This is a genomic window from Nonomuraea jiangxiensis (assembly GCF_900099965.1).
Classification (GTDB): Bacteria; Actinomycetota; Actinomycetes; order Streptosporangiales; family Streptosporangiaceae; genus Nonomuraea; species Nonomuraea jiangxiensis.
In genome coordinates this window covers 198,547-214,512 of the sequence record NZ_FNDJ01000013.1, presented here as the reverse complement: position 1 = coordinate 214,512, position 15,966 = coordinate 198,547, and the positions used below count along the sequence as shown (strand labels likewise).

At 69.7% G+C, this 15,966-nt stretch carries 18 protein-coding genes; 11 read left to right on the top strand and 7 right to left on the bottom strand.

The window, feature by feature from the left end:
* Window positions 1-1,437, bottom strand: a complete 1,437-nt coding sequence (locus BLS95_RS28185; RefSeq protein WP_090938072.1) for a GAF domain-containing protein — start codon at window positions 1,435-1,437, stop codon at window positions 1-3.
* A 651-nt stretch (window positions 1,438-2,088) separates the two neighbouring features.
* On the opposite strand from BLS95_RS28185, the gene BLS95_RS28180 reads away from it, so the two are divergent.
* The 5 genes from BLS95_RS28180 (at window position 2,089) to BLS95_RS28160 (ending at window position 5,979) form a co-directional block, all read left to right on the top strand.
* Window positions 2,089-2,439 (top strand): YbaB/EbfC family nucleoid-associated protein, encoded by a 351-nt coding sequence (locus BLS95_RS28180; protein WP_176993412.1) that lies wholly within the window; start codon window positions 2,089-2,091, stop codon window positions 2,437-2,439.
* Window positions 2,440-2,441: 2 nt separating this feature from the next.
* Complete coding sequence (gene recR / locus BLS95_RS28175; protein WP_090937611.1) at window positions 2,442-3,041, top strand: recombination mediator RecR; 600 nt, start codon at window positions 2,442-2,444, stop codon at window positions 3,039-3,041.
* Window positions 3,034-3,564: a DUF5063 domain-containing protein gene (locus BLS95_RS28170; protein ID WP_090937608.1), complete on the top strand. Its 531-nt coding sequence runs from the start codon at window positions 3,034-3,036 to the stop codon at window positions 3,562-3,564. The genes recR and BLS95_RS28170 overlap by 8 nt, the downstream gene beginning before the upstream one ends.
* Window positions 3,565-3,649: 85 nt before the next feature.
* On the top strand, window positions 3,650-4,924 hold the full coding sequence (locus tag BLS95_RS28165; RefSeq protein WP_090937605.1) for an aspartate kinase: 1,275 nt from the start codon (window positions 3,650-3,652) through the stop codon (window positions 4,922-4,924).
* Window positions 4,921-5,979 (top strand): aspartate-semialdehyde dehydrogenase, encoded by a 1,059-nt coding sequence (locus BLS95_RS28160; RefSeq protein WP_090937603.1) that lies wholly within the window; start codon window positions 4,921-4,923, stop codon window positions 5,977-5,979. The genes BLS95_RS28165 and BLS95_RS28160 overlap by 4 nt, the downstream gene beginning before the upstream one ends.
* A 192-nt stretch (window positions 5,980-6,171) precedes the next feature.
* On the opposite strand, the gene BLS95_RS28155 is transcribed toward BLS95_RS28160, so the two are convergent.
* Window positions 6,172-7,032: a hypothetical protein gene (locus BLS95_RS28155; RefSeq protein ID WP_090937600.1), complete on the bottom strand. Its 861-nt coding sequence runs from the start codon at window positions 7,030-7,032 to the stop codon at window positions 6,172-6,174.
* 192 nt (window positions 7,033-7,224) lie between these two features.
* Here BLS95_RS28155 and BLS95_RS28150 point away from each other — a divergent pair, with 192 nt between their 5' ends.
* From BLS95_RS28150 to BLS95_RS28140, 3 genes are all read left to right on the top strand, one after another.
* Complete coding sequence (locus BLS95_RS28150; RefSeq protein WP_176993411.1) at window positions 7,225-7,893, top strand: TetR/AcrR family transcriptional regulator; 669 nt, start codon at window positions 7,225-7,227, stop codon at window positions 7,891-7,893.
* A 60-nt stretch (window positions 7,894-7,953) separates the two neighbouring features.
* On the top strand, window positions 7,954-8,913 hold the full coding sequence (locus BLS95_RS28145; RefSeq protein WP_090937597.1) for an LLM class F420-dependent oxidoreductase: 960 nt from the start codon (window positions 7,954-7,956) through the stop codon (window positions 8,911-8,913).
* 152 nt (window positions 8,914-9,065) lie between these two features.
* Window positions 9,066-9,413: a YkvA family protein gene (locus tag BLS95_RS28140; protein ID WP_245765320.1), complete on the top strand. Its 348-nt coding sequence runs from the start codon at window positions 9,066-9,068 to the stop codon at window positions 9,411-9,413.
* Between the two features lie 29 nt (window positions 9,414-9,442).
* Here BLS95_RS28140 and BLS95_RS28135 read toward each other — a convergent pair whose 3' ends face one another.
* The 4 genes from BLS95_RS28135 to BLS95_RS28120 all read right to left on the bottom strand — a co-directional run bounded on the left by BLS95_RS28135 (window position 9,443) and on the right by BLS95_RS28120 (window position 12,830).
* On the bottom strand, window positions 9,443-10,639 hold the full coding sequence (locus BLS95_RS28135; protein ID WP_090937594.1) for an amidohydrolase family protein: 1,197 nt from the start codon (window positions 10,637-10,639) through the stop codon (window positions 9,443-9,445).
* Window positions 10,640-10,762: 123 nt separating this feature from the next.
* A complete protein-coding gene (locus BLS95_RS28130; protein ID WP_090938061.1) occupies window positions 10,763-11,512 on the bottom strand; it encodes a tyrosine-protein phosphatase in 750 nt (249 codons plus the stop codon).
* Between the two features lie 10 nt (window positions 11,513-11,522).
* Window positions 11,523-12,326: an SURF1 family cytochrome oxidase biogenesis protein gene (locus BLS95_RS28125; protein WP_090937591.1), complete on the bottom strand. Its 804-nt coding sequence runs from the start codon at window positions 12,324-12,326 to the stop codon at window positions 11,523-11,525.
* A 42-nt stretch (window positions 12,327-12,368) separates the two neighbouring features.
* A complete protein-coding gene (locus BLS95_RS28120) occupies window positions 12,369-12,830 on the bottom strand; it encodes a winged helix-turn-helix transcriptional regulator (RefSeq protein ID WP_090937589.1) in 462 nt (153 codons plus the stop codon).
* A gap of 58 nt (window positions 12,831-12,888) precedes the next feature.
* Between BLS95_RS28120 and BLS95_RS28115 the strand changes: the two genes are divergently transcribed.
* Window positions 12,889-13,401, top strand: a complete 513-nt coding sequence (locus BLS95_RS28115; protein WP_090938058.1) for a GNAT family N-acetyltransferase — start codon at window positions 12,889-12,891, stop codon at window positions 13,399-13,401.
* Window positions 13,398-13,994: a TetR/AcrR family transcriptional regulator gene (locus BLS95_RS28110; protein ID WP_090937584.1), complete on the top strand. Its 597-nt coding sequence runs from the start codon at window positions 13,398-13,400 to the stop codon at window positions 13,992-13,994. The genes BLS95_RS28115 and BLS95_RS28110 overlap by 4 nt, the downstream gene beginning before the upstream one ends.
* Here the strand turns inward: BLS95_RS28110 and BLS95_RS28105 are convergent.
* Entirely contained in the window at window positions 13,942-14,298 is a 357-nt protein-coding gene (locus tag BLS95_RS28105) for a hypothetical protein (protein ID WP_090937579.1), read from the bottom strand. The genes BLS95_RS28110 and BLS95_RS28105 overlap by 53 nt on opposite strands.
* A 118-nt stretch (window positions 14,299-14,416) precedes the next feature.
* Here BLS95_RS28105 and BLS95_RS28100 point away from each other — a divergent pair, with 118 nt between their 5' ends.
* On the top strand, window positions 14,417-15,841 hold the full coding sequence (locus BLS95_RS28100; protein WP_090937576.1) for a DUF7059 domain-containing protein: 1,425 nt from the start codon (window positions 14,417-14,419) through the stop codon (window positions 15,839-15,841).
* Window positions 15,842-15,966: the final 125 nt, after the last annotated feature.

The following is a 15,966-nucleotide window of genomic DNA, read 5'->3' as shown; positions in this document are numbered from 1 at the left end:
TCAGGTGAGGCGGGAGCGGGCGGCGGCGGAGCGGGGGTCGGCGGGGGCGAGGGCGGCGAGGCGTTCCAGGACCTCGTAGTCGTCGCGGCCGTTGAGGGTCTGTGCGTACGCCCACAGATCCTCCGGCGCTCCGTGCCGCAGCAGGCAGGCCCGGACCTGGGCCTCCAGCTCGTCGCGTTCCCGCCGGATCTCCGGGGACTCCGAGCGCACCAGCAGCGGCCCGGTGTACGCGCGGGCCAGTGACCGTGGGTCGCCCGCCGCGAGATGGCGGCGCAGGTCCAGGAAGTCGGCCTCGACCGAGCAGACCAGCCGGTACGGCTTCGCCGCGATGGCGTCTCCGAGCTGGCTACGCAGCCGATGGATCTCGGCCCTGATCGTCACCGGGTTGCCGTCGTCCCCGTACAGATGGCATGAGAGCTGCTCGGCCGTCAGCCCGTACGGGTGCAGGGCCAGGAGCGCGAGGATCTCGGCGTGCCGGAGGGAGAGCGACCGGTCGTGGCCGTCGAAGGTGGCCGAGGGCGGGCCGAGGCCGAGGAACGACAGGGTCAGGATCGGGGTCGCGGTGGAGGAGACGTGGTGCAGGAGGAAGCCGTCCGAGAAGGGTTCGAGGCGGGCCACGGTGCCGTCTCTGAGGATCATGCGCCGGCCGGGGACGCGCTGCGGCTGCTCGCCGAGGTGGACGCGGTTGCCCAGGTCGCCCGCCGGGTCGCCGGAGATGACCCGGCCGGTGGCCGACAGCAGCACGCCCGGCCCGCTCCGCAGGGAGTCGTAGCGGCGGCGCAGGCGTTCGTCACGCTCGTGCATCCGCAGCGCGAGCTGGGTCTCCGCGAGCTTGGCGGCGGCGGCGACCAGCGCGACGGTGGCCGGGTGCAGGGTACGGGCCCTGCCGCTGACGTCGACGCAGCCGATGATGCGGCCCGAGTCCGGGTCGGTGATCGGGGCGGCGCTGCAGGACCAGACGTGCAGCACGCGCATGAGGTGCTCTTCCGAGTAGACGTGGACCGGACGGTTCGCGGCCAGCGCGGTGCCGATGCCGTTGGTGCCGACGCTGTGCTCGGACCAGTTGTGCCCGTCGGCCAGGCCGATCTGGTCGGCGCGGCTCATGCTCGCGTGGCAGCCCTCCCGCCACAACACGCGTCCGTCGCAATCCGTGACGATCATGACGTTACCGGTCTCCTTGGCCACACTGGACAGGGTCTGGCTGAGCAGCGGGAGCAGAGGCCGCAGCGGATGAGCGGCGCGCGCGTCCTTGAGGTGGGACCGGTCATAGACCAACGGCGCGCTTTTGATCTCCGGATCGATCCCTGCCTCCAGAGAACGCCGCCAGGAGGCCGTGATCAGACGACGGGGCTGCTCTGGCCAGTTCCCACCGACAACGGCGGCTTCGTGCGCGCCGCGCAGCAGGCGGGAGTACGCGTCGAGATGGGGGTAACTCATCGTCACTCCAAGTAGTTATTTCAGAGCATCCGTCGTGTCGGCGATCCGCGCAACCGATTCGGGGGGATTGCATACGGTGATTGAATGAACGCAACCTGTGTGCAACGTTCGCATGGCTAGCGTGCTGCTCAACACGTCGGCGTGGTGCGGCCGCTCCGTCCGACGTGATTGGCCGGGTCTCGGACGCTGGAGGGGGGCCGAGATCCGGCCAGAAACGACGGCCTGGCGGGATCGGAGATCTTCCCGGAGCCGGCCCAAACAGATCCTTCCGCCGCACGCGAATCGGATGAGCCTGACACTGCACGACGCGGAGCGGACTGGCGGGGCTGGGTTGGTTGGACTGACGGGGTCGACCTGAACGGGCTGATGGGGCTGACCTGAACGGATGCCCGATCCGGCCGGAACGACAGCCGAGCCGTCCCGAATGCCGGGGACCGGACTGAACGACGGCTCAAGAACAGGCCGGGCAACAGCGAAGACGACCGGCGGGGACGGCGATGGAGCCCCGGCCGCGACGACGGACGACAATGCCGCACACGCTCAGAACAGGGGCCCAAGGGCGAAACATGGGGACGCGCCAGTACATGACGCCGCCCAAACACCGTAGGCTCGTGGCAGTCAAGAACGCGGAGCCACGAGGAGCGCACGACGGTGAACCCAGGGGATGTCAACCTGCAGCAGCTGCTGGAGCAGGCACAGCTCATGCAGCAGCAGCTTGTGAGCGCCCAGCAGGAGCTGAACGACGCGCAGATCGAGGGCTCGGCGGGCGGGGGCCTGGTCACGGCCATCGTCAACGGCTCGGGCGAGTTGCTCGAGCTCAAGATCGACCCGAGCGTGATCGACGCGGGAGACGCGCAGGACACCGCGGAGACGATCGCCGACCTGGTGATCGCGGCCGTCCGCGACGCCGTGCGCGCGGCGGCCGACCTGCAGCAGGAGAAGCTCGGTCCGCTGGCCCAGGGCCTGGGCGGCGGCGGCCTCGGACAGCTGCCAGGGTTCTAGGCATGTACGAAGGGGTCGTCCAGAACTTGATCGACGAGCTGGGCCTGCTGCCCGGCGTCGGTCCCAAGAGCGCGCAGCGGATCGCGTTCCATCTGCTGGCGGCCGATCCAGCCGACGTCAAACGGCTGGCCCACGCGCTGCTGGAGGTCAAGGAGAAGGTCCGCTTCTGCCGGGTGTGCGGAAACGTGGCCGCCGAGGAGGAGTGCCGCATCTGCCGCGACCCGCGTCGCGACACGCATGTGATCTGCGTCGTGGAGGAGTCGAAGGACGTCGTGGCGATCGAGAAGACGCGCGAGTTCCGCGGCACCTACCACGTGCTCGGTGGCGCGATCAGCCCGATCGACGGCATCGGACCCGACGACCTGCGCATTCGCGAGCTCATGACCCGCCTGGCCGACGGCCGGGTCACCGAGCTCATCCTCGCCACCGACCCCAACCTTGAGGGTGAGGCGACGGCAACCTACCTTGCCCGTCTGGTCAAGCCGATGGGTGTGAAAGTGACACGACTGGCCAGCGGTCTGCCTGTGGGCGGTGACCTCGAATACGCCGACGAGGTGACCTTGGGCCGCGCGTTCGAAGGACGGAGGCTGCTGGATGTCTGACCAGTGGAGCGCGCTGGCGGAAGAGATCTCCGTGCACGCGCAAGACTACGTGGACGGCCTGACCAGGGTCGCGGGCGGCGAGGGCGGCGACGCCATCTGGTCGCTCCTGCTGGTGGAGGTCGCCCAGGTGAGCCTGGCGGGTGCCAAGCTCGGCGCGAACCAGGACGTGATCCTGGCGGGCAACTACGAGCCGCCCATGAGTGAGGACCCGGACATCGACGGCGTGCGCACCGCCCTGGCCGAGCGGCTGGAGGCGGTCGACGACTACGCCGAGGTGTTCGACCCGTACAAGGACACCGGCGTCACGCCCTACCGGCTGTCGGACGACCTGACCGCGGTCGCCGCCGACCTCATCCACGGGCTGCGCCACTTCCACGCGGGCCGCCCGCACGAGGCGCTGTGGTGGTGGCAATACTCCTACTTCAACACCTGGGGCAACCACGCCGGCGCCGCGATGCGTGCGCTGCAGGCCCTGGTCGCCCACTCGCGGCTTGACGTGGCCGAGGAGGCCACCACCGTCTGACCGGTCCACATGCTGGTACGAACCATCAGGCCCATGAAAGGCCCCCGATAGACTGACACCTCACAGTCCAGACCGGGAGACTCTCGTGGCGCTCGTTGTGCAAAAGTACGGTGGTTCGTCCGTCGCCGACGCGTCCTGCATCAAGCGGGTCGCGCAGCGGATCGTCGCGACGAAAAAAGCCGGCAACGACGTGGTCGTGATCGTCTCCGCCATGGGCGACACGACGGACGAGCTGCTCGACCTGGCCGAGCAGGTGTCACCGCTGCCTCCGGGCCGCGAGCTCGACATGCTGCTGACCTCGGGCGAGCGCATCTCGATGGCCCTGCTGGCGATGGCCATCGCCAACCTCGGCCACGAGGCCCGCTCGTTCACCGGTTCGCAGGCAGGCGTGATCACCGACTCGACGCACGGCAAGGCCCGCATCATCGACGTGACGCCCAGCCGCATCCGCGAGGCGATCGACCAGGGTCACATCGCGATCGTGGCCGGTTTCCAGGGTGTCTCGCAGGACACCAAGGACATCACCACGCTGGGCAGGGGTGGCTCCGACACGACGGCGGTGGCGCTCGCGGCGGCCCTGGAGGCCGACGTGTGCGAGATCTACACCGACGTGGACGGCATCTTCACCGCCGACCCGCGCATCGTGACCGCGGCCCGCAAGATCCCCAGGATCTCCTATGACGAGATGATGGAGATGGCGGCCTGCGGCGCGAAGATCCTGCATCTGCGGTGCGTCGAATACGCGCGCCGGTTCGACCTGCCGATTCACGTACGCAGTTCGTTCAGCACCAAGGAAGGCACGTGGGTCGTCTCCGACCCTTACAGCGAAGGAACCGAGATGGAGCAGCCGATCATCTCCGGCGTCGCGCACGACCGGAGCGAGGCCAAGATCACTGTTGTCGGGGTGCCCGACAAGGTCGGCGAGGCTGCCTCGATCTTCAAAACACTGGCCGACGCCGAGATCAACATCGACATGATCGTGCAGAACGTCTCGGCAGCGGCCACCGGCCGCACCGACATCTCCTTCACGCTGCCCACGGCCGACAGCCCGACCGCGCTGACGGCGTTGAAGAAGATCCAGGGTGACATCGCCTACGAGTCGCTGCTCTTCGACGACCAGATCGGGAAGGTGTCGCTGATCGGCGCGGGCATGCGCTCGCACCCCGGCGTCACGGCGACGTTCTTCGCGGCCCTCGCCGACGCGGGGGTCAACATCGAGATGATCTCCACCTCGGAGATCCGCATCTCAGTGGTCGTCGGGCAGGACGGCGTCGACGCGGCCGTGGCGGCCGCGCACCGCGCCTTCGATCTCGACGCCGACCAGGTCGAAGCCGTGGTCTATGGAGGTTCAGGACGATGAGCAGGCCCAATCTCGCCCTGATCGGCGCCACCGGCGCCGTGGGCACCGTCATGCGTGACATCGTCTCGACCCGCGAGGACATCTGGGGCGAGATCCGTCTCGTCGCCTCCGCCCGCTCGGCGGGCAAGGTTCTCCAGGTGCGCGGCCAGGACGTCGTGGTGCAGGCCCTCGCGCCCGAGGTGTTCGACGGCATCGACGTGGCCATCTTCGACGTGCCCGACGAGGTGTCGGCCGTCTGGGTGCCGATCGCGGCCGAGCGCGGCGCGATCGTGATCGACAAGTCCGGCACGTTCCGGATGGAGCCCGACGTGCCCCTGGTCGTGCCCGAGGTCAACCCGCTCGACGCCCGCGACCGGCCGCGGGGCATCATCTCGACCCCCAACTGCACGACGCTGTCGATGATGGCGGCCATGGGCGCGCTGCACGCCGAGTTCACGCTGACGGAGCTGGTCGTCGCCTCCTACCAGGCGGTCTCGGGTGCCGGCGTGGCGGGCTCGGCGCGGCTCTACGACGAGATCGAGGCGCTGGCGGGCGACCGTACGATCGCGCAGACGGCCGGTGACGTGCGCAAGGTGCTGACCAACAAGCTGCCGGAGGAGTCGCCGTTCCCCGCGCCCATCGCGTTCAACGTGGTGCCGTGGGCGGGCTCGCTCAAGGACGGCGGCTGGGCCTCCGAGGAGCTCAAGCTCCGCAACGAGTCCCGCAAGATCCTCGGCATCCCGGACCTGAAGGTCTCCGCGACCTGCGTGCGCGTGCCGGTGATCACGACGCACTCGCTGGCCGTGCACGCGCGGTTCGAGCGCGAGATCACGGTCGCCGACGCGCACCGGATCCTGGAGGCGGCGCCGACGGTGGTCCTCATGGACGACCCGGCCGATGGGGTGTTCCCGACACCGCTGGACGTGGTGGGCACCGACCCGACCTACGTGGGCCGCGTGCGGCAGGCGATCGACTTCCCCAACACGCTCGACCTGTTCGTGTGCGGTGACAACCTGCGCAAGGGCGCGGCGCTCAACGCGGCGGAGATCGCCGAACTGGTCGCCGCCGAGTTCTGAGGCCGGTCCGGGAGGCAGCGGTCGCCGAGAGCGGTCCATAGCTCTGAGGCCGGTCCGGGAGGCAGCGGTCGCTGGTGTGGCGCCGTACGTAGGTTCGTGCGGCGTCACATCTTCGTTCGGGGCGCTTGCGGGGCGTCGAACGGTGTCATGGGCCGCGTCAGGGCCCGTGGGGGGCCGTGGCGGCGGGCTCTGTCACCGGAAGAGGATGTCCCAGTGGTCGCTCTCGTCGGCGAACGTGGTGCCTGAGGCGGAGCGGTAGAGCGGGGAGCCGTCGCCGCGGGTCCCGATCCTGTCGTGATTTTTCCTGATGTGCCGGTCGATGCAGGCGTTGTGGCCGATGTCGAGCTTGTAGCCGTTGCCGTGGCTGAACTGGCCGGGCGCGTGCCCCGCCTCGGTGCCACCGGTGACCATGATCGGACAGCCGCTGGCCCGCTTCAGCTGGATGACCCGGGTGATCGTGCCCGTGCGCACCGAGTCGAGCGAGGTGCAGTGGTGCATGTGCCGGCTCACGCAGTTGCCGGTCGACGTCGTACGCAGGCCCGCGCTCCGCAGCCAGCCGGCCGCGGTGGCGTGGGACATGTGCACGGCCGCCAGCCGGGGCGTGACACGGGCCAGATCGACCTGTGCGCGCCGCTGAGCCATGGGCAGCCTCAACTTGGGCATGACCGCCGCCCTGGCGTGAACGGGGCTTGTAGTGGATCTGGCGGCTCTCGCCCGCCTGTGCGGATGGTGACGGAAGGTCACGGACGGATGTCGTTCGAAGGCCGCGTCGTCATAGCGGTGTTTGGGGGACCACGCCCGGGCGGGGCGCAGCCCGATGTCCTCCATGTTGTCCATGGCGTGTTCGAGGGCCCAGAACGGGGCCGACTGCGGCCTCACGCCGTACGTCTCGTACATGACCTCGGCCCCCTCCTTCATGGGAGCCGGCGCGTACTGCCAGCCGGGGAACCTGTCCAGGTGCAGAACGCTCGGTGCCGACTCCTCTTCGGGGTAGGTGTCGGCCGCTGCCGCCGTGGCCAGCGCGATTATGGTGATGTCTATGCCGAGAAGCACGACTACGACGAGGCGCGCTCTTCCACGTATCCACATGTCGATGCCTTTTCGCGGAAATAGCCCTTCCGCCTGAATCGACAATCCCACCTTTCACAGGAGAGAAATCATGCCGCAGGCTCAACTTTGCCTTGTGGCGGTGATCACCGTGCGGCTCCATGACCTAACGTGCGTCCACGACGTAAAGTGACGAACGTGTCCGAAGCCCGAAACCGCGGATCGGAGAGCACCCGAGAGGTCATCGTCGAGACGGCACTGCGACTGTTCAGGGAGCGCGGCTTCGACGCGACGACCATGCGTGCCATCGCCGCTGAGGCCGGGGTGTCAGTGGGCAACGCCTACTACTACTTCGAGAGCAAGGAGGCCCTAATACAGGCGTACTACGACCGTGCGCAGGCCGAGCACGAGGCGGCCTGCAGAGACCTGCTGGCCACCGAGTCGTCGTTCGCGGCCCGGCTGGACGGGGTGCTGCGCGAGTGGGTACGCGTTTCCGAGCCTTACCACGAGTTCGCCGTCAAGTTCTTCAAGCACGCGGCCGAGCCGACCAATCCGCTGAGCCCCTTCAGCGCCCAGTCCTCGCCCGCCCGTGAGGCGTCCATAGCCATCTACCGCCAGGTCGTCGAGGGTGCGCGCGACCGCATGAACTCGGAGCTGCGGGAGGAGCTGCCCGAGCTGCTCTGGCTGCTGTCCATGGGCATGGTGCTGTTCTGGGTGCACGACACCTCGCCTGGCTGTGCCCGTACGTACCGGTTGATCGAGGTCACGGTGCCGCTGGTGGACCGGCTGGTCGGGTTGTCGCACCTGCCGGGGCTGCGGGGGATCACGAAGGACTTCATCGCCGCCGTTCACGAGTTGCGCGCCTAGGGGACATACCGAGCGGTTGGTACGGTAGCGGGGCTTGCGCCGAAGAGCTGGAGGCCGTGAATGACGCAGAACTGGGGCATGACCATCCCCTTCTACGACCGCTCGTTGTCCAGGTCGCGGGAGCTGATCGCGGAGCTGCCCGGACTGGGTTACACCGACGCCTGGTCCGCCGAGGTCAACGGGGCCGACGGGTTCACCCCGCTGGCCATGGCCGCGCAGTGGGCGCCGGGGATCAGGCTGGGCAGCGCGATCGTGCCGGTCTCGACGCGCGGCCCTGGGCTGCTGGCCATGTCCGCGGCCACGCTGGCCGACCTCGCGCCCGAGCGGTTCGTCCTGGGGATCGGTGCCTCCTCTCCGGCGATCGTCGAGCGGTGGAACGCCGGTACGTTCGACAAACCGTACGCGCGCACCCGCGACACCCTGCGCTTCCTGCGGAGGGCGCTGGCCGGGGAGAAGGTCTCGGAGGCGTACGAGACGTTCGAGATCAAGGGGTTCAAGCTGGAGCGGGCCCCCGAGATCCCGCCGCGGATCGTGCTGGCCGCGCTGCGCCCCCGGATGTTGCGCCTGGCCGCCGCGGAGGCCGACGGGGCCATCACCAACTGGCTCTCGCCCGAGGACGTCCGCCAGGTGCGCGCCGAGATCGGCCCGGACACCGAGCTGATCGCCCGCCTGTTCGTCTGCGTGAGCGAGGACACCGACAGAGTGCGCGAACTGGGCAGGTGGATGCTGGCCAGTTACCTGACCGTGCCGGTGTACGCCGCCTTCCACGACTGGCTGGGACGCGGTGAGGTGCTGCGGCCGATGCACGAGGCGTGGGCGGCCGGCGACCGCCCGGCGGCCCTCAAGGCGATCCCCGACGAGGTGGTGGACGCCCTGATCGTGCACGGCGACGCGGCCACCTGCCGGGCCCGGATCCAGCAGTACGTGGACAACGGGCTGGACACGCCCGTGCTCGCCCCCATCCCGGGCGGCGAGGTCCCGATCGATCAGGCCGTACGGGCCCTGGCCCCCCGAGCCTAGGCACCCAGGGCTCCGAGCACCGGCGAGCGGCAGAAGCCGGAGCGGAGGCCGGCGGGCCGGGCCCTTCCAGCACCCGGCGATGGCCCGATCGGTAGGAACTCGTGGCCGCGCCGACGCGTTATGTCGTGAGAGCCGCGGGTAAAGGGGATCTCATGATGGCTAAGGCAGCACGGGCAGCGGCGGCGTGGCGCACCTATCGCGAGGTGACCAAGCCGGGATCGCCGGGCCTGATGGCGAGAGTCAGAGCTGTCCCGCGCATGGTGGGTGCGGTCATGCGCGGCCAGTATTCAGGCCTGGGCAAGGGCAAGCTCGCCCTGCTCGGCATCGGAGTGGTCTACATCCTGTCACCGATCGACGTCCTGCCCGACTTCCTGATGGTGATCGGCGTCGCCGACGACTTCGGCGTGTTCCTGTGGCTGCTGGGCACGCTGCTCGGCGAGAGCGGGCGCTACGTCGAGCACGAGCGCAGCATCATCCAGGGCAACCTCGAAGGGGCCTGAACCTTCCTCCGGCCACGGCCGGAGGAAGGTCAGAGCTCCTCCATCCGCAGCCAGGCCCGTGAGGGCAGCGGGTGGCCGAACAGCCGAGCCGCGTTGCCGTAGGCGACCCTGGCGATGTCGGCGGGCGGGAGCGTGCCGAGGTTGCGCGCCACGGACTGCTGGGTGTCCGGCCAGGTCGAGTCGGAGTGCGGATAGCCGCTCTCCTGCAGCACGTGGTCGAGCCCGACCGCGAGCCGCACCCCCGACAGGGCGTGGTCGTCGAGCGTGCCGAAGAAGAAGTTGCGGCGCAGCACCTCGCTGGGCTTGAGCCCGCCGTCCCACGACGCCTCACCCGCCACCGGGTGGTCGAGCGCGTAGTCGGCACGCTCGGCCAGCATCGGCAGCCAGCCCACGCCGCCCTCGACGATGAGGATGCGCAGCGCCGGGAAGCGCAGCGGCAGCCCCGACCAGAGCCAGTCGGCACAGGCGAACATGGCGCTGGTCGGCATGAGCGTGGTGATCGCCTCGATGGGCGTGTCGGGCGAGGGCACGGGCGACCACGAGGAGTCCCCGGCGTGCAGCGCGACGACGGTGCCGGTCTCCTCGCAGGCGGCGAAGAACGGGTCCCAGTGGCCCGTGTGGATCGACGGCAGCCGGAGCCTGGTCGGGAACTCCGGGAACACGACGGCCTTGAAGCCCCGGGCCGCGTTGGCCCGGATCTCCTTGGCGGCGACGTCGGGATCGGGCAACCACGGGAGCTGCAGGCCGATGACGCGCTCGGGGTAGGTGCCCGCCCAGACGTCGATGTGCCAGTCGTTCCACGCCTTGACCAGGGCCAGGCCCAGCTCCTGGTCGCGGGTCCTGGCGAACGGCATGCCCGACTGCCCGGCCAGCATGCCGGGGAAGCAGAGCGCGGCCCAGATGCCGGCCACGTCCATGTCGCGGATCCGGGCCTCGATGTCGTGGCAGCCGGGGCGCATGTGCTCGAACCTGACCGGGTCGAGCGTCCACTGCTCGCGCGGCATCCCGGCGCCCACGTCGATGCCGGCGCACGGATAGGTGGCCCCGCCGTAGCGCCAGACCTGGTGACCGGCCTCCGTCTCCACGACCTTGGGCGCGACCTCCGCGTATTTCTCCGGCAGCCGGCCTTCGAAGATGTCGGGAGGCTCGATCAGGTGATCGTCGGCGGAGATGATCACGTAGTCGCGCCGCCTCGGGTCAGGGTCAGGAAGCAGCGGCGTAGTCACGCGTGTAACCGTACGACGGCGGGATAACGTCGAACAAGCTGCGACGTATCCGTTGGGTATCCGAGATCTTCCGACCGGGGACCGCGGGGAGGGGATGGGCGGCGGTCCCGGGCCGCCGGACGCCTACGACCGCTCCTTCGAGTCCGGTCCGGTCAGCAGGTGATCGCGGAGTTCGGCGATGACATCGGGGGAGACGCGCAGGACGTCGGTGACGTATTCCTCCACCGAGCCGTGCCTCAGCGCGAGGTCGGCGAGGAAGAACCGCATGGCCTCGGCGGGCGCCAGGCCGAACCCTGGCCACAGTTGCATGCCGGGATGCCGTCTGCGCCAGTCGGCGACGAAACGGTCGTGGGCCAGGCCGGTGAGCGCGTAGTCGGCGACGATGTCGTCCTCGCCCACGCCCACCAGGGACAGGATCAGCGCCGTGAGCAGCCCGGTGCGGTCCTTGCCTGCCGCGCAGTGGATGACCACCGGGGCGTTGCCCGCCTCCGAGATCGTCTCCAGGGCGGTCCTGAGGTTGTCGATGCCGTCCTCGGTCACCTCCAGGTAGCGGTCGGCGAGGTATCTCGCGATGCCGGCGGCCTCGACGATGGCGGCGACGTCCCACCTGCGCCCCTCGATCGGCAGGTTGTGGTAGAGCTGCCCCTCGGCCTCCGGGACCCGTCCGGCCCGCTCGACCTCGTACGGATGCCGCAGGTCGATGACGGTGCGCACTCCGAGCGCGCGGAAGGCCGGCAGGTCGTCACCGGCCAGCCAGCCGAGGGAGTCGGCCCGGTAGAGGCGTTGCCACCGGACCGTGCATCCGTCTCTGGCGGCATATCCACCTACGTCGCGAAAGTTGCAGAGGTTCGTGAACTCAATGTGGCGGATCACCCTCAACACCTTAATTGGCGGTGGCCCCGGCCTCCTCGTCCGCGGGCGCGCCCCGCGATTCGCCCGCGGCCTTCCGCTCGGCGACTTCGCGCCGGATGAGCATGATCCACCCGCCGATGGCGATCCCGATGAACAGCCACCACTGCACCCCGTAGGCCAGGTTGAGCCCGCCTCCCGGGCCCACGTCGGGCTCGGGCACCGGCACCGGCGCGACCGCGGGCCGCGGCTGCTGCTCGGTCAGCTCGACGTAGCCGCCCACTAGCCGGTACGGCAGTCCCTGCCCGAGCTTGTCGGCGTTGATCAGCAGCACCTGGCCGGGCGGCAGCCCGGAGCGATCGCGGATCCCGCTGGACTCCTCGGTCTCGCTGGGTCGTAGCCGCCCGGTGACAGTTACCTGGCCGGCGGGGGGAGCGGGCACCTCGGGCGCGGTGTCGGCGGTGGCGCCCGCCTTGACCCAGCCGCGGTTCACGATCACTGCGGTGCCGGCGCCGGTCACGAGCGGGGTCAGGACGTAGAAGCCGGCCTGGCCCTCCTGGGGGCGCCGGCGTACGACGACCGCGTGGGCCGGGTCGTACGTGCCCGTCACCCGGACCGTACGGAACCGCTCGTCCTGCCGGACCGGTTGGCCGGGGGCCGCGAGCCGGTCGAGCGGCACCGGCGCGGCGTCGATGTTCGAGGTGACCAGGTCGCTGTTGGCGGAGCGCTCCTCGAAACGGCCGAACTGCCACCGCCCGAGCAGCACGAAAGCGGGGATGACCAGCAGCACCACGACATGGAGCGCGAGCCATCTGGGCGTCAGCAGGAACCGGTACACGCCTTCAAGGGTAGGCACCCGACCCCGTGCCCCTGGAAACGCCTAGGCACTCTTGAGGCCGGAGCCCGGCACCGGGGTCACCTCGCGGGGGCCGCGCACCTCGTGGCCGTCCGCGCAGTGGAAGTGCTGCTCGATGAGCGCGCCGCAGCCGCGATGGGTCAGCAGGACCGGCGGGCCGTCCTCGTCGGACAGGTATTTGTCACCCCAGTGCATGAGCGCCACCAGCAGCGGATAGAGGTCGCGGCCCTTCTCGGTGAGCCGGTATTCGTCCCGCTGCCGCTGCCCGGGCTCGCGGTAGGGCTCCTTGCGCAGCAGCCCCTCGTCGACCAGCCGGGCCAGGCGGGCGCTGAGCACCTGGCGGGGAGCGCCGGTGATCGCCTGCATGTCGGCGAAGCGCCGCACGCCGCTGAACGCCTCCCGCAGCACCAGGAAGGTCCACTTCTCCCCGACGATGTCCAGGGTGCGCTCGATTGAACAGTTGTCCACCCGGAAGGGCACGTTCATCTTTGCATTATACCTGAGTTCAATTGACAGACTCAGCTTCGACGGGCAGCCTGAGTCTATGCATGGAACTCAGATCCGCCCCGCCTGTCCGGACGACGAGGAGCGGATCGCGCGCTTCCTGGCGGGGCTGTCGCTGCAGACGCAGACAATGCGCTTCTTCACCGGCTTCGGCGTTCCGGCGAGCGGGCTGGTGCACGCCCTGATCGCGGTGGACGAGCGTCGCGACGCCCTGGTCGCGACCGAGGGTGGCGAGATCGTCGGGCATGCCATGAGCTATCTGGGCCGGTGCGCCGACGTGGAGATCGCCGTGGTCGTGGCCGACCAGTGGCAGGGGTTCGGGCTCGGGCCGGAGCTGGTCGAGAGACTGCTGCTCAGGGCCGCCCTGCGCGGCGCGAGGACCGTGGGCATGGACGTCATGGGGGAGAACCGCCGGGTGCTCCGGCTCATCCGCAGGATCTGGCCTGATGCGGTGATGAAGGTCGCTTCCGGGACGGTTGAGGTTACCGCTATGATCGATCAGGCTGCATTATTTGCGGAACAACGTTCTGGTGGCACACCATTGACATTGTGAAGAGTGTCAAGAACGGACGCGACGGCCGGACCCGCATCATCGAGGGCGCCCTCCGCCGGTTCAGCCAGGACGGGGTGTCGGCCACCACGCTGGCGAGCCTGCGCGAGGAAAGCGGAGTGAGCGTCGGCAGCTTCTACCACCACTTCGCCAGCAAGGAACACGTCTTCGGCGTGCTCTACGCGGAGATCCTCACCGCCTACCAGGAGGCCTTCCTCGCCGAGCTGGTCAGCCACGAGGAGGCCCGGGCCGGCATCGAGGCCGTGGTCGCCTTCCACATGCGGTGGGCGGGGGAGCATCCCGAGCGGGCCAGGCTGCTGGTCAGCGAGCGGCCGCCGCGCAAGCACGAGCCGGGTGGCACGGAGGTGGCCGAGGCGCGGCGGGCGTTCTTCCGCCAGGTCTCCGACTGGTGGCGGCCGCACATGAAGAACGGCCTGCTCCAGCCCGTGCACGCCACCATGTGCTACGTGCTGTGGCTGGGGCCGGCGCAGGAGATGTGCCGGTTGTGGTTCGCCGGGGCGCACACGCCCACCGAGGAGGAGATCAGGGGACTGGGCGAGGCGGCCTGGCAGAGCCTGCGCCAGCGTCCCGAGTGAGGGGCCGGGCCCGGCGCAGGCTCGTACTGATCCGCCAGCTCGCCCGGTCGAGCGAGATGTCCAGCCGCAGGTCACCGCGGTGCCTGCGGAGCCCGGGCACCCGCACCCTGGCGTGCACGTCGAAGCGGCCGTGGTGCGGATAGCCGAACCCGAGCTCGCCGGGCAGCACCCGCAGGTCGTCGCGGTTGCCGCAGTGCGGGCAGGTCCAGGACACCAGGTCCAGGCCCCGGTTGTAGTCGGAGCAAGCGCTGAAGTATTCGTCGGGCCCGAATCGGGACTCGCAGGCCAAGCAGGGGATCAGCATCGGTCCGCTCCTTGGGATGAGCTGGTTACCTCCCTAGAGATATCGCGCTCGCCTTGTTAGTGGCTTGCAGAATGCTTGGACGTTTAAGTAACAGTATGAACGCCGTGGGTATCGGATCATGCCAGGAAGCCCGTGGTGGAAGGATGGTCCTGTGGAACGACTGCGCCATCACCTCCTGGAGACCGGTTACACGATCGACGGCGTCCGCGACCGCCTGGGCGGCATGGCGGCCACGGCCCTCTCCAGGGAGGAGCTGGTCCCGGCACTGCGCGCCACCGCCGACGGCGATCCGCTGGCCACGCTGATCAGGCTGTGGTGGCTCGGCGTCCCCGTTCCCGCCGTCTCCGTCCCCGACGAGGTGCTCGACTCCGGCCTGGTCGCGGCCGAGGGCGACCAGATCCGCGCGACCGTGCACCTGCAGCCCTGGGAGACCGGCGGCTACCTGGTCTCCGATCGCAAAGTACGGCCGGGCGACCCGGCGCTGCGGGCCGACCACGTCGTCGGCGCCGGGGGCGCCTCGGCCAACCTGGCGCAGCTCGTCACCCGCCGCCCGGCCGGGCGCGCGCTCGACCTCGGCACCGGTTGCGGGGTGCAGGTGCTGCACCTGGCAGAGCGGGCCGAGCAGCTGGTGGCCACCGACGTCAATCCGCGGGCCGTGGAGCTGGCCAGGCTGAGCTGGGAGTTGTCGGGGGTCACGGGGGTGGACGCGCGGGTCGGGTCGATGTTCGAGCCGGTCGAGGACGAGCTGTTCGACCTGATCGTGAGCAACCCGCCGTTCGTCATCTCGCCGGCGCCCGGGCTGACCTATCGCGAGGTGGGCGGCGACGGGTTCTGCCGCGACCTCGTACGCCGCACGCCCCGCCATCTCGCCCCCGGCGGCCAGGCCCACTTCCTGGCCAACTGGCTGCACGTCGAGGGCGAGGACTGGCACGACCGCGTCGGCGGCTGGCTGCGCGAGACCGGTTGTGACGGCTGGGTGGTGCAGCGCGACGTGCAGGACCCGGCCGAATACGTCGAGCTGTGGCTGCGGGACGCGGCGCAGCAGGGCACGGAGTCCTACACCGAGCACTATGACCGCTGGCTGGCCTGGTTCGACGAGCACAAGGTGGAGGGCGTCGGGTTCGGCTGGATCACGATGCGCAACTCAGGCGCGTTCGACCCCGTCGTCCGCGTGGAGCACCTCACGCACCAGGTCTCGCTGCCGGTCGGCGACTACGTGGACGCCGTGCTCGACGCCGTGGCCGCCGCGCACCGGGCCGGGGATCTGGACACCGCGCGGCTGCGTACCGCCGACGGGCTGCTGGACGAGCGCATCGGCCTGCCGGGCGCCGAGGACCCCATCCGCATCGTGCTGCGCCAGACGCAGGGACTGCGGCGCAGCAGGGAGGTCGGCACGGTGGAGGCGGCGCTGGCCGGCGTGTGCGACGGCGAGCTGGCACTCGGGCCGCTGCTCAACGTGATCGCCGAGCTGGTCGGCGACGGCGAGATCCTCAACGCCGACGCGGTCAGGCCGCTGATCGCGGAGGGTTACTTCCTGCTTTAATCGGCCGTTGATTCGACGTTGACCGCTTGGGTGCAGGCTCTAGCAGGACACGGACCTGGGGGGTTCGAGGGCCGTGTCAGGTCCGGCCGGTCGTCCTAGTGAGGCGGCTAGCCGCCGCGCGGAGC